This window comes from Pseudobutyrivibrio xylanivorans (genome assembly GCF_008935055.1).
Lineage (GTDB): Bacteria > Bacillota > Clostridia > Lachnospirales > Lachnospiraceae > Pseudobutyrivibrio > Pseudobutyrivibrio xylanivorans_A.
The window spans coordinates 1,424,172-1,437,712 of the sequence record NZ_CP043028.1 but is presented as its reverse complement, the minus strand read 5'-3'; the positions used below and the strand labels follow the sequence as shown (position 1 = coordinate 1,437,712).

General features: G+C 41.0%; 9 protein-coding genes. 7 read left to right on the top strand and 2 right to left on the bottom strand.

Annotated elements, in window-relative coordinates; translation table 11 throughout:
* Window positions 1–286: 286 nt before the first annotated feature.
* Window positions 287–1,510 (bottom strand): DUF4317 domain-containing protein, encoded by a 1,224-nt coding sequence (locus tag FXF36_RS06610; protein WP_151623030.1) that lies wholly within the window; start codon window positions 1,508–1,510, stop codon window positions 287–289.
* Between the two features lie 200 nt (window positions 1,511–1,710).
* Between FXF36_RS06610 and FXF36_RS06605 the strand changes: the two genes are divergently transcribed.
* On the top strand, window positions 1,711–3,903 hold the full coding sequence (locus FXF36_RS06605) for an alpha-galactosidase (RefSeq protein ID WP_151623029.1): 2,193 nt from the start codon (window positions 1,711–1,713) through the stop codon (window positions 3,901–3,903).
* Window positions 3,904–3,959: 56 nt separating this feature from the next.
* On the opposite strand, the gene FXF36_RS06600 is transcribed toward FXF36_RS06605, so the two are convergent.
* The gene (locus FXF36_RS06600; RefSeq protein WP_151623028.1) at window positions 3,960–5,015 is read right to left on the bottom strand and encodes a LacI family DNA-binding transcriptional regulator; all 1,056 of its coding nucleotides are present in this window, start codon (window positions 5,013–5,015) and stop codon (window positions 3,960–3,962) included.
* 236 nt (window positions 5,016–5,251) lie between these two features.
* On the opposite strand from FXF36_RS06600, the gene FXF36_RS06595 reads away from it, so the two are divergent.
* The 6 genes from FXF36_RS06595 to asnA all read left to right on the top strand — a co-directional run bounded on the left by FXF36_RS06595 (window position 5,252) and on the right by asnA (window position 13,345).
* The gene (locus FXF36_RS06595) at window positions 5,252–6,154 is read left to right on the top strand and encodes an ABC transporter permease (RefSeq protein ID WP_151623027.1); all 903 of its coding nucleotides are present in this window, start codon (window positions 5,252–5,254) and stop codon (window positions 6,152–6,154) included.
* Between the two features lie 9 nt (window positions 6,155–6,163).
* Window positions 6,164–7,063 (top strand): carbohydrate ABC transporter permease, encoded by a 900-nt coding sequence (locus tag FXF36_RS06590; protein ID WP_151623026.1) that lies wholly within the window; start codon window positions 6,164–6,166, stop codon window positions 7,061–7,063.
* Between the two features lie 52 nt (window positions 7,064–7,115).
* The gene (locus FXF36_RS06585) at window positions 7,116–8,777 is read left to right on the top strand and encodes an extracellular solute-binding protein (RefSeq protein ID WP_151623025.1); all 1,662 of its coding nucleotides are present in this window, start codon (window positions 7,116–7,118) and stop codon (window positions 8,775–8,777) included.
* A 9-nt stretch (window positions 8,778–8,786) separates the two neighbouring features.
* On the top strand, window positions 8,787–10,265 hold the full coding sequence (locus FXF36_RS06580) for a glycoside hydrolase family 32 protein (protein ID WP_151623024.1): 1,479 nt from the start codon (window positions 8,787–8,789) through the stop codon (window positions 10,263–10,265).
* 480 nt (window positions 10,266–10,745) lie between these two features.
* On the top strand, window positions 10,746–12,146 hold the full coding sequence (gene asnS, locus FXF36_RS06575) for an asparagine--tRNA ligase (protein WP_151623023.1): 1,401 nt from the start codon (window positions 10,746–10,748) through the stop codon (window positions 12,144–12,146).
* 188 nt (window positions 12,147–12,334) lie between these two features.
* Window positions 12,335–13,345: an aspartate--ammonia ligase gene (gene asnA / locus FXF36_RS06570; RefSeq protein ID WP_151623022.1), complete on the top strand. Its 1,011-nt coding sequence runs from the start codon at window positions 12,335–12,337 to the stop codon at window positions 13,343–13,345.
* Window positions 13,346–13,541 lie beyond the last annotated feature (196 nt).

Below are 13,541 nucleotides of genomic sequence, written 5' to 3'. Positions count from 1 at the left end.
TCCTATTTTCAAGCAGGTTGAAAAATAATTATATGATTATATATTGAATGTACTTGTGATGTGTTTTTTCTGAAAAAAGGCGCCCCTCTCGCGAGGGGCGCTATGTCCTTATATATCATATTAAGTTTTAATTAGTCATTGATTTCACACTTAAGAATAGAGCCATCAGCTGTAATAGCCTTTACTTCTTCTGAGCTGTCTGTGTCTCCGATATATAACGGTGGTTTTTATGTACCATTACTTTAACGTTTGCATCTTAATATTTTCAAGGGTTCTGTAATTGAATTTATATCTGTTCACCATTCAAGAACAGCACTTCATCTGGTTCGATTGGTACGCAGACGCATTTTTTGCCATCCACATAGGCAGTGGTCACGGTGGCAGCCTTGTCTTCTGAAACCTTAACTACGATATCTGCAGGCTTGCCATCTTCGGTGACGCCAGTAGCTTCCTTGAGCTGCTTAGTAAGGTCAACGACGCGTTCCTTGAGTACGTTCTTCTCTACGCGAAGCTCGTTGTTCTTAAGAGCTTTTTCATCGAGAATCTCCTCAGCAAGTGGAAGCTGCTCCTCGAAGTAGTTCTCGAACTTAGCCTGAATCTTTTCAACCTTTACATCTGAAAGACCAGAGTCTGTAAGGATATTTGCAACATCCTGTGGCTCGAGAATAATTGTCTCATCTTCGCCAAGGCGCTCTTTTTCAACAGTGATGAAATCTGAAAGATTCTGCTGGATATCAAGCTTTGTCTCGATAGTTTCATCTGTTTCCTCACCTAGAGCCTGATCAAGCATGTTGTTGAAAGCATTTTTCTTCTGAGTAGAAGTCTTCTTTGTGCCGCAGCCAATACAGTTCTCCCAGAACTCAACATGAGGCTCCTTAGTATTCTTAGTGTAAGCAAGGCAAGCGTGAAGATCTGTGGTACGCTCGCTGAAGCATGGGAAAGTGAAGGCTGTATCGACAGGACCAACAACCCAGTCACGGTCACGGGCACCGATTCGATTCTCTGCCTCACGGTAGCCAAGTCCTGGCTTTGAAAGAGCAACAGGGCAGATGGCACAGATGATGTAATCATATACTTCTTCTGATTCATCAAGTGTAAGCTCATCTGAAGTCTTCATTGGAATATCGTAGGTGTCATGATAGAGAAGAATCAGGTAGTTTCCAACAAAATCATAAGATTCAATGATTCTGTTGTAGTACTCAATGAGAAGCTTCTCGTCCTGAAGGCGTGTTTCACGAAGTCTCATAAGAAGGTCGTGACCACTGCCTTCGATTTCTGATTCTGGGTCAAATGGAAGCTCAAGAAGATTATTTCCAATAGTTCCAGAAAGTGATTTGTTTGCAATCTCTAAATATTTGTGAAATTCCTCGTCTTCAAGATTAAGGAATGTCTCCTTAAAAGTGAGCACCATTTCCTTGTTGGCATCAACATAGCAGCCAACCATCTTGTCGAAGTTGCAGGAATCTTTTTTAAAACGTCTTTTTATCTCGTTTACTTCTTTTTTATTCATTACTCTTCTCCTGAATTAAAAATTTCGTGCCCTCTAATTATAAAGTCGGAAAAAGAGGTTAGCAAGATAAAAATGGCTTAAAGCTTTTCGTCAAATAAAAGCGAAACTTGTGGTTTTTGAAATTAGAATAATGTATATTGAAAGCATATATGTTGAAATGACTTTTACATATAGTTTGTAAGTATAAGGAGCAAGGTAATATGGCAATTATTTTTGATGAATCAAGGAAACTCTTTAGGTTGAGTACCACAAATAGCGAGTATCAGATAAAGGTGGATGACATTGGACTTGTTATTCACAATTACTATGGCAGATCAACATGTGACACCGATATGAGCTATCAGATTCTTTCTGTGGACAGAGGATTTTCTGGCAATCTGTTTGAGAACAGAGACAACAGAGGTCGTTCTATCGACGTGCTTCCACAGGAATTTTCAGGTTGCGGAGTTGGTGATTATAGAATCAGTTCAGTGGGAGTGGTTGCAAAGAATGGTAGCCGCAGCTGCGATCTTCGATACAAATCCCATGAGATTATCGATGGCAAGCCAGAGATTCCAGGACTTCCATCTGTGAGACCATACGATGATGACGTAACTACTTTGGTAATCACATTGGAGGATAAGGTCATCGGTCTTGAGGCACAGCTTTTCTATTCTGTTTTTGCAGATAAGGATGTTATCACAAGACACACAAGATTTGTAAATGTAAGTGATAAGAAAATTCATCTTGAAAAGGCTGCATCGGCAATGCTTGATGTACAGTTTGGTAGCTGGGATGAGATTCATTTCGCTGGACGCCACTGCATGGAGCGTCAGATGTCCAGAAACAAGTTGACACAGGATATCAAGGTTATTAGCTCAAAGCGTGGAATGAGCTCTCACCACGAGAATCCATTTGTGATTTTATGCGATCATGGGGCTACAGAGACCTACGGCGATTGCTACGGAATGATGCTGATGTACTCAGGCAATCACAAGATTGAAATCGAGCAGGATCAGGCTGGTTCAACAAGAATCGTTGCAGGAATTAATGAGGAGAACTTCTCATGGTGCCTTGAGGCTAGCGATGCTTTTGATACACCAGAGGCTATTATGGCTTACACTCCATCTGGTTTGGAGCAGCTTAGCCACATCTATCACAACATCATTCGTGAGAATGTTTGTGACAGAAAGTATATGGAAATCAAGCGTCCAGTTCTTATTAATAACTGGGAAGCAACTTATTTTGATTTCACAGCTGAGAAAATCATCGATATTGCAAAGACTGCATCAGAGCTTGGTGTGGAAATGATGGTTCTCGATGACGGTTGGTTTGGCAAGCGAGATGATGATAATTCTGGTCTTGGAGACTGGTTTGTAAACGAAAAGAAGCTTGAGGGTGGTCTCAAGAGACTTTCAGATGAAATTGGAAAGCTTGGAATGAAGTTTGGTCTTTGGTTTGAGCCAGAGATGATAAACGAGGATTCAAATCTTTTCAGAGAGCATCCAGACTGGGCACTTGTTGACCCTGACAGACATCCTACAATGGCTAGAAATCAGATGGTGCTTGATATGAGTAATCCAAAAGTTGAGGATTACCTTTTCAACTGCATCAGCAAGATTTTGGATGATGCAAATATTTCATACATCAAGTGGGATTTCAATAGAAGTATTACAAATGTTTACTCAAAGAATCTTCCTAACAAGAAACAGGGAGAGGTTTCACACAGATTTGTTCTTGGAACATATTCATTATTGGAGCGACTTCTTAATGCATACCCAAATCTTATGATTGAGGGATGCTCAGGCGGTGGCGGACGTTTCGATGCGGGAATGCTTTACTATTGCCCACAGATTTGGTGTTCAGATGATACAGATGCAATCGAGCGTCTTGAGATTCAGGAGGGCACTTCTTTTGGATATCCTGTAAGCACAGTGGGGAGCCATGTTTCTGCTTCACCAAATCATCAGACAGGTCGTAGCACTCCACTTGCGACACGTGGTGTGGTAGCAATGTCAGGAACCTTTGGTTATGAGCTCGATGTGACAAAGATGTCAGAAGAAGAAAAGGCTGAGGTTAAGGAGCAGATTAAGACCTTCAACAAGTACTACTGGCTTATCCAAAAGAGCGATTATTATCGACTGGTAAATGAGGAGCAGGCTGAGGTTTACAAAGCTTGGGAGTTTGCCGCAAAGGATAAATCTGAGGCACTTGTAAATATTGTAGTAAAGAAGTCTCAGGCTAATGCAAAGATTAAGATTATCAAGCTTAGAGGTCTTGAGGAGGATGCTATGTATCTCCTTGAAGGCACAGATAATATGATGTCAGGCGCAGCACTTATGTATGGTGGATTTGCAATAAATATCGCCATGGGTGATTATCCAAGTGCGCAGTTGCATTTCGTAAGACAGTAATAGTAGAAATAAAGATAGCCTCTAGTAGCCATCAAGCAACTAGAGGCTTGTTTATTTTACTTAATTGCTGTTGATTCTCGGATAAGCAAATCTGTCTCAGCATAAAGTGTTCTGTAATTCAAATCCGGTTGATTGATTCTGGAAATCAATAGCTGAGCCGCTGAAAAACCAAGAATCTGCGAGTGAATGTGGCAGGTGGTAAGTGCAGGGGTGATGAAGCGAGATTCTGGTGAATCATCAAAGCCGCAGATAAGCACATCCTTTGGACATTCAATGTTTAATTTCTTTAAGCCTTGTAGCAAATCGATTGCCACGAAATCATTGGCACAGATAAAAAGCTCAGGCATTTCTTTCATCTTTTTTAAGGACTTGAAAAGGTAGCCAGGATACTCTATGTCATGGGCATGAACATTTGTGAGGTTGTAATCTTCATTTATAGGAAGCTCGCACATATACATGGCATCTCTGAAAGCAGAGTATCTTTCAAAGAAGGAACGACAGTGGAACTTCTCGCCCACAAAACCGACCTTTGTTATACCCTTGTCCTTAAGTTTTTCAATTATCTCAAAGATGCAGTTGGTATTGTTCATAAGAAGCATATCCACATCAAGTGGCTTGGAGAAGGATTCAATTGGTCCATCGGCCATAAGAACAGGAATGCCAAGCTCTGTAAGCATTTTTATGTATTCATAGTCAAATAGTTCAACGCAGAGAATACCCTTTGTATTGTCGGAAATAAAAGTGATAGGAAGTTGCTTTTTCTTTCTATTATCATCTGAAATTCGATGCATGGTCATGCTATATCCCAAGGATGAAATCTCCATCTGGAATTTATCAAGCATGGTGGTGGCAAAGTGTGAACGATCTACAACACCACCTATCATAACTGCTATTTCGCCGCAGGCTTTTGGAGGCTGCTCCGTCATGATTGAAGAATTAGGCATGGAAGCAATATAAGAAAACTGCTTGTAGCCCATTTCGACAGCTTTTTGAAGAATTTTTTCTCTAGTGGAATCAGCAAGAATTCCAGTGTTGTTTATTGCTTTAGAAACAGTATTTCTAGATAATCCAAGAGCATCGGCGATATCCTGGATTGTAACTTTTTCTGACATTTATAAACCCCTTGTTAATTAGAATATCGTAATCTTATTTTAAATTATAGAAGAGATAAGAAAATGTGTCAAATGTAAAAATTTAAGAAGAATATTTGTCGAAATGTAACAATAGTTGTGCAAATGTAAAAGTTCTAGTTGACGTTTTCTATTTGTAAATAGTATACTAGCAAAAGTAAAGAGTGCAAATGCACAATATTTTACATTTGCACAAATGATATGGGAGGAATTTTGCAATGAATAAGTCAAAAAGTCTGGGAAGATATCTCAAACAAAATTGGCAGCTATATGTTTTATTTTTAGGGCCAGCACTGGTACTTACCATCATATTTAAGTATTTGCCAATGGGCGGCATCATGATTGCTTTCCAAAAGTACAATCCAATCAAAGGAATCTTGGCAAGCCGTTGGGTAGGACTTAAGCATTTTGAGAGATTTTTATCTTCGCCAGATTTCATTAGATATTTGGTGAATACTTTAAAGCTTTCATTATATGGATTGCTTTGGGGATTTCCGGTTCCGATTCTTCTGGCACTTTTGCTTAACAGAATCGAGAGTACAGGAATTAAAAAGAAAATCCAGTTGGTTCTTTACATGCCAAACTTCATTTCAGTTATTGTCCTTTGCGGTATGGTTCGAATTCTTCTTTCTGTAAACGGACCAATCAACGGCCTATTCGGTACTGCTATCAATTTTATGACAATTCCTGAGGCATTCCGAAGCATCTATATTACAAGTGGTATCTGGCAGGGTGCAGGCTGGGCTTCAATCATGTACACAGCGGCACTTTCCAATGCCAGCAAGGAATTGAAGGAAGCAGCTATGATTGATGGAGCCAATATCTTCCAACAGATAAAGGCGGTGGAGTGGCCAGCCATTAAGAATATGGTTGTTATTCAATTCATTCTATCAGCAGGAAATATTATGAGCATCGGCTTTGAAAAGGCTTACGCTCTTCAGACAGATTTAAACTTAGAAACATCCGAAATCATAGCAACCTATGTATATAAGAAAGGTTTGATTGAAGGTGATTACAGCTTTTCAACAGCGGTAGGCCTTTTTAATACAGTTATAAACCTAATCCTTCTTATTGTGGTTAACAAGATTGTTGAGAAGATGAACGACGGACAGGGATTATAGGAGGCAATTATGAAAAAGAAAAGTACATTTGCAAAATATGATATGACAGATAAAAGTTTGCTTCTGACTGGATATTTTTTACTTGGATTGTTTGTACTGGCAATCATAGTTCCGATGGTTTATATAGTCCTTGCATCCTTCATTGATCCAATTACTTTGCAGAACAAGGGACTGACCTTTGATTTCAGCAAGTGGACATTGACTGCTTATGAGCGAGTTCTTTCCAATAAGCAGATTTGGGTTGGCTTCAAGAACTCAGTTGTTTATTCATTGGTGTTTACGTTTGTATCGGTTTTTGTAACATTGCTTTGTGCGTACCCAATGTCACGACCAGACTTTAGAGGCAAGGGAATCTTCAACACCATTTTCATCATCACAATGTTCTTCGGTGGAGGATTGATTCCTACATATATTTTGATTAGCAGACTTGGAATGCTTGATTCAATGTGGGCAGTGATTTTGCCGGGCTCTTTCAGTGTGTGGAATATGATAATTGCCCGTACATATTTCCAAGGTGTGCCTTCGGAACTTAGGGAGGCAGCAGAGGTTGATGGTGCCAGTGAAGTGGTTTACTTCTTTAAAATACTTCTTCCCGTGTGTGTTCCTGTAATAGCAGTTCTATGTCTGTGGCAATTCGTTGGAATGTGGAACAGCTACTTCGATGCCATGATTTATATTAACGATGTGGCAAAGCAGCCACTTCAGCTGGTGCTACGTTCTATTCTGATTCAGAATCAGCCAGAAGCAGGAATGATTGCAGATATGCAAAGCACAGCACAGCGTGCACAGCTGGCAGAGCTTTTGAAGTATGCAACAATCATCGTTTCAAGTTTACCACTTATCGTGATGTACCCATTCTTCCAGAAATACTTTGATGCTGGAATTATGGCAGGCTCAATAAAGGGATAGTGTACAACGCCCTCATAAGAAGGCGTGTAATAGATAATAAAGGAGGAGAAAAATGAAAAGGAAAAAGTTACTTAGTGTGTTACTTGTTGCAGCCATTGCTGTAGGGGCTTTTACAGGCTGCGGAGGTGGTTCTGCTGCCCTGAATGATGGGGAAGAAATGCAGGAGGTGGATGTTGATTCACTTGCATTCCCACTTAAGGAGCAGGCAACTATCACAGGCATGACCAGCTTCCCAGTTGGAACAGAGTCGGAGCCAAACAACAGAACCATTTTCAAGAGATTGGAGGAAGACACCAATGTTCATGTTGAATGGACCGCAATTTCATCGGACCAGTGGGGAGATAAGATTAAGCTTAACATGGCAAATCTTGATACCCTTACTGATTTCGTATTCACAGCAAACTTTGGTGATAGCGACTTGCTTAACTATGCTGATCAGGGTGTTATCATCAATCTTGAGGACTATATTGACACTTACATGCCTAACCTTAAGGCAGTATTTGATAAGGCACCAGAATATCGTAAGATGTGTGAGGATGAGAATGGACATATCTGGGCTCTTCCTTGGATTGAGCAGCTTGGTTCTGAAAAGACAGCTATTCAGACAGTTGGTAGCATGCCATTCATCAACAAGAAGTGGCTTGACTTCCTTGGACTTGAGATGCCTACAACAGTAGACGAGTTCGAGCAGGTGCTTATTGCATTCAAGGATAATTCTAAAGAGTTACAGAAGGAATTTGGTATTGAGGGTGATATCATCCCAATGTCATGCATCATCAATGATGGTGGTCAGGATCCAGCAATCCTTATCAACGGTTTCGGCGAAGGCTACGGCGATGTTGATATGGGTAAGCATATTGCAGTAACAGATGATTTAAAGGTAATTTGTACATCAGAGCAGGAAGGCTACAAGGATGGTGTGGCTTGGCTTCACAAGCTCTACAGCGAGGGCTTAATCGATGCTGAGGCATTTACTCAGGACTGGGCAACATACGTTGCAAAGGGTAAGTCTGGTAGATATGGTGTTTGCTTCACATGGGATGTTGCTAATGTAGATAACCTTACAGACTGGGTTCCACTTAAGGCGTTAAAGGCTGATACAGTAAATATCACACCACAGAATGGTTCATTCACATCAGGTTTCGATAGAGGTCGTTGTGTTGTAACAGCAAAATGCGAGCAGCCAGCTTTAGTTTGTGCATGGCTTGATCAGATGTATGATCCATTCCAGTCTCCTCAGAACAACTGGGGAACTTATGGTGAGGATGACGATTTTGATATCTTCGAACTCAGTGAAAATGCAAGCGGTGAAAAGATGCTTAAGCACGCACCACTTGGTGATGCTTCACCAGTTGAGGTTCGTGAGGCTGAGTGTGTAGCAGGTCCTCTTGCAATTCTTGACGAATACTATGATGTTTATGTAACATGCCCAGATGATGCACAGTATCGTCTTGATTGGATCAAGGATTACTATACAGATGATATGAATCACAAGTATGTATATCCAAACGTTCTTATGAGCGCTGATGACACAGAAGATTTAAATGATTTAGCTACAGATATTCTTAGCTACATCAATACAACAAAGGCAGCTTGGATTATGGATGGCTTCACAGATGCAGATTGGGATGCTTACCTAAATGAGCTTGATGATTACGGCATAGAAGAGTACATTGGAATATACCAGAAATATTTGGACGAGTTTTATAAGTAGAGGTACGAAATGAAAATTAGTGAAAAGCTGGCGGCAGCCCGCCAATACGAAACAGAAGCAATAGAAAAGGGGAAGGTTACCGACCGTCCAGCTTTTCATACAACAGGAACTGTAGGTTGGATAAATGACCCAAATGGTTTCTCAATATACAAAGGAGAGTATCATCTTTTCTATCAGTATTATCCTTTTGATAATCACTGGGGCCCTATGCACTGGGGCCATTCAAAGACATCGGATTTTATTAAGTGGGATTTCCTTCCTTGCGCACTTGCGCCTGACAGCGCTGAAGATGCTGAAGGCTGTTTCTCAGGTAGTGCCATTGAAACCCCTGATGGAAAGCACCTGCTTATTTACACTGGTATTACAAAGGCCGGTGTGGTAGATGGCTGGGAGAGATGTTATCAGCAGCAGTGCGTTGCCATAGGCGATGGAGTAGACTACGAAAAAGTCGATGGCAACCCTGTTATTTCTAAGGAGGACCTTCCAGAGGGAAGCAATCCTTATGAGTTCAGAGACCCTAAGATTTTAATGCGAGATGGTAAATACTACACCATCGCAGTTAATATGGATAAAGAAGACTGTGGCAATGCCTACGTTTTTGAAAGTGAAGATGCCCTTCACTGGAAATTCCTTAAGATGCTAGATGAGAGTAAATGGGAAGTAGGCCGTGTTTGGGAGTGCCCAGACTACTTTGCTCTTGGTAATAAGCAGGTGCTTATCGTCAGTCCTCAGGAGACAGAAGGTAATGGTGTAGACATCATGCCAGGCTATAACAACTTCTTCCTACTTGGAAATGAGAGCGCACCATTTGAGTTTGAGCGAGAAGTGGTTCAGCCAATAGATTTTGGTACAGACTTTTATGCTGCTCAGACTATCGAGACTATTGACGGCAGACGTGTTATGGTTGCCTGGATGCAAAACTGGGAAACCAAGGATTATGGAAATGACAAGCGTGGATTCTTTGGAATGATGACCCTGCCTCGTGAATTGTGGCTTGAGGATGGACATGTGTACCAACGCCCAGTGAAGGAGCTTGAAAACTATTATTGTAATCAGGTAGCTTACAGAGATGTGAGGGTATTTAAGCCATTAACTCTTGATGGTATCAGAGGCAGAGTTTTAGATATGAAGCTTAGACTAAAACCTGAAATTGGTTCAGAAGGCTATATCTTCAAAATCTGTGTCGCAAAAGACCACAGGCACAAAACTGTAATCGAGCTTGATGCCCGCAAAGGAACAATCAAGCTGGATAGAAGTGGCAGCGGCTACAAAATATCAGCTCTTGCAACCCGAGAGTTTCCAGTAGACTTTGAAAATGGTAAAATCGAATTAAGAATTGTTCTGGATAAATGGAGTTTAGAACTTTTTGCAAATAATGGAAAGCAGGCAGCTTCCATGAAAATTGATACTGATTTATCTGCAGAAAATATTACATTTGAGTCAGATAAAACAGTTGTGATGGATGTTATCAAGTTCGATTTCAAGTAAGCAAATTAGGGGGAGAGTCTATTGAAAAAGAAGGGTAATGTAACGGGGAGAGTTATTAGGCAGTCTTTGGGCTGCCTTTTTTGGTGGTTGCGCTAAGTTGAGTATGGGGATTTGGGCTTTTCCAATTATTAATTTAAGGCCATTCTTGAAAAAGGGGGTTGACTTAAATAGTCGAAAAATTTATACTTTAACAGAATAAAGGGGAACAATTATGTATTTCACAATCGTAATCAACAACAATAATAATAACAATAATAATTCCGTGAATAATAATCAGGGGATTTAATTTTATTGTGTTGATGAGAGTTGAAGATTGTTCAAATAAGTAAGAATTAGGAAGCCTCATCAAGCGTAAGTTTGGTGGGGCTCTTTTATGTGACGCGCGCGGAAAGGAAGGACCTTCGGTCTCAGCGCTTGCACAAGTATCTAGCAAAGCTAGATACTATTAGTATGTAAAGAAGTATTAAAGGAGAAAATACAATGAGTGTTAAAACAACAGACGTAAGAACACTATCAAGAAACTTCAAAGACTACGACGGCAAGGAAGTTACAGTTTCTGGATGGGTACGCAACATGCGTGATTCAAAGACCTTCGGATTCTTAGTACTTGCTGATGGTACATTTTTCAATCCAGTACAGGTAGTTTTCAACCAGGATAAGATTGACAACTTCGATGAGGTTTGCCACCTTAACGTAGGTGCAGCAGTATACGTAACAGGTACTGTAGTTCTTACACCAGAGGCTAAGCAGCCATTCGAGATTCAGGCAACAAAGGTTGAGGTAGAGGGTAAGTCAACACCTGACTATCCAATTCAGCCAAAGCGCCACACAATGGAATATCTTCGTACACAGACACATCTTCGTGCACGTACAAATACATTCCAGGCTGTATTCAGAGTTCGTTCTCTTTGCGCATACGCTATTCACAAGTTCTTCCAGGAGCGTGATTTCGTATATGTTCACACTCCACTTATTACAGGAAGTGACTGCGAGGGTGCAGGTGAGATGTTCCAGGTTACAACAATGGACCTTAACAACATCCCTAAGACAGAGGACGGTAAGGTTGATTTCTCACAGGATTTCTTTGGACATGCTACAAACCTTACAGTTTCAGGTCAGTTAAATGGTGAGACTTATGCTCAGGCATTCAAGAACATCTACACATTTGGACCTACATTCCGTGCTGAGAACTCTAACACAACTCGTCATGCAGCAGAGTTCTGGATGATTGAGCCAGAGATTTCATTTGCTGATCTTGAGGATGACATGATTCTCGCTGAGGACATGATTAAGTTCGTTATCAACTATGTTCTCGAGCATGCTCCAGAGGAGATGGAGTTCTTCAACAACTTCATCGACAAGGGACTTCTTGATAGATTACATCATGTAGCTTCTTCAGATTTTGGTCGCATCACATATACAGATGCAGTTGCTGAGCTTGAAAAGCACAACGATGAGTTCGATTACAAGGTATCTTGGGGTTGCGACCTTCAGACAGAGCATGAGAGATACCTCACAGAGAAGATTTTCGGAAAGCCTGTATTCGTTACAGATTATCCAAAGGAAATCAAGGCTTTCTATATGAAGCTCAACGAAGACGGTAAGACTGTAGCAGCTATGGATTGCCTCGTTCCTGGTATCGGAGAAATCATCGGTGGCTCACAGCGTGAGGATGACTACGATGTACTTGTTCAGAGAATGAAAGAGTGCGGTCTTAAGGAAGAGGATTACCAGTTCTACCTTGACCTTCGTAAATACGGTTCATCTCGTCACGCAGGTTTCGGCTTAGGTTTCGAAAGATGTGTTATGTACTTAACTGGCATGGGTAACATCCGTGACGTAATACCTTTCCCACGTACAGTTGGAAATTGTGATTTATAAATCATTTAAATGAGAAATCTCTAGGGATTATTTATATATCTTTCAAGAGACCTTTTAGTGCCATCCCTACTTAGGTGGTGCATAGCAGCACCTTATGTAGGGCAATGAGCACGACAAGAGCGAAAGCGTGTCTCGGAAAGATATATAGATAAGCCTAAAGAGATTTCGGACTTGGAGGACAATAAGTTATGAGCAAGATATACATCCCAGAAGGTTACGCTTCGGCGTTGAATCTTAAAGAAACACAAATCGCTATCAAGAAGGTGAAGGACTTCTTCCAGGCACAGCTTACTGCTGAGCTTAATCTTCATCGTGTGACAGCACCATTATTTGTCGAGCCTGAGTCAGGTTTGAACGATAACTTAAATGGTGTGGAGCGCCCAGTTGCATTCGGAGTAAAGGAGCAGGGCGATAAAGAGGTTGAGGTTGTGCATTCTCTTGCAAAGTGGAAGAGAATGGCCCTTGGTCGCTATGGTTTCAATGTAGGCGAGGGCCTTTATACTGATATGAATGCTATCCGCCGCGATGAGGATACAGATAACATTCATTCTATCTATGTTGACCAGTGGGATTGGGAATGTATCATCGAGAAATCTGCTCGTAACGAAGAGACTCTTAAGAAGTACGTAAAGAGCGTTTATGCTGCTCTTCGCGTTACTGAGAAATATATTGCAAATTCATATGACTATGTTCAGTGCATCCTCCCAGAGGAGATTCACTTCATCACTACACAGGAGCTCGAGGACAGATGGCCAGACCTTGATCACAATCAGCGTGAGTACGAGGCAGCCAAGGAGTATGGCGCAATCTTCCTTATGAAGATTGGTGATTTGCTCAAGTCTGGTGAGAAGCATGATGGACGCGCACCTGACTATGATGATTGGCAACTTAACGGTGATATCATTGTTTACTATCCAGTGGATGATATTTCACTTGAGCTTTCATCAATGGGTATCCGCGTTGATGAGGACAGTCTTGCATCTCAGCTTAAGAAGGCCGGCTGCGAGGAGCGCGCAGAGCTTCCATTCCAGAAGGCAATTCTTAACAAGCAGCTTCCTTATACAATTGGTGGTGGTATCGGACAGAGCCGTATCTGTATGTTCTTCCTTCGTAAGTGCCACATTGGTGAGGTTCAGTGCTCATTCTGGCCAGAGGAAGATGTTAAGTATGCTAACGAAAGAGGAGTTGTCATCCTTTAAAAGACAATGCTGAAAAAGTGTCTTTCTGACGCAAACAAAATCCTTTACATTTATAAAATTTTATCGTAAAATATTCTTCGGCTCTCATTTCGGGAGCCGATTACTTTGTCTAAAAATATTGTTGCTAAAAGGTAACAATATTTTTTTGTTGTGACTCTTTACTTTAAGACTTTAGTGTGCTACAGTATTACTGTAA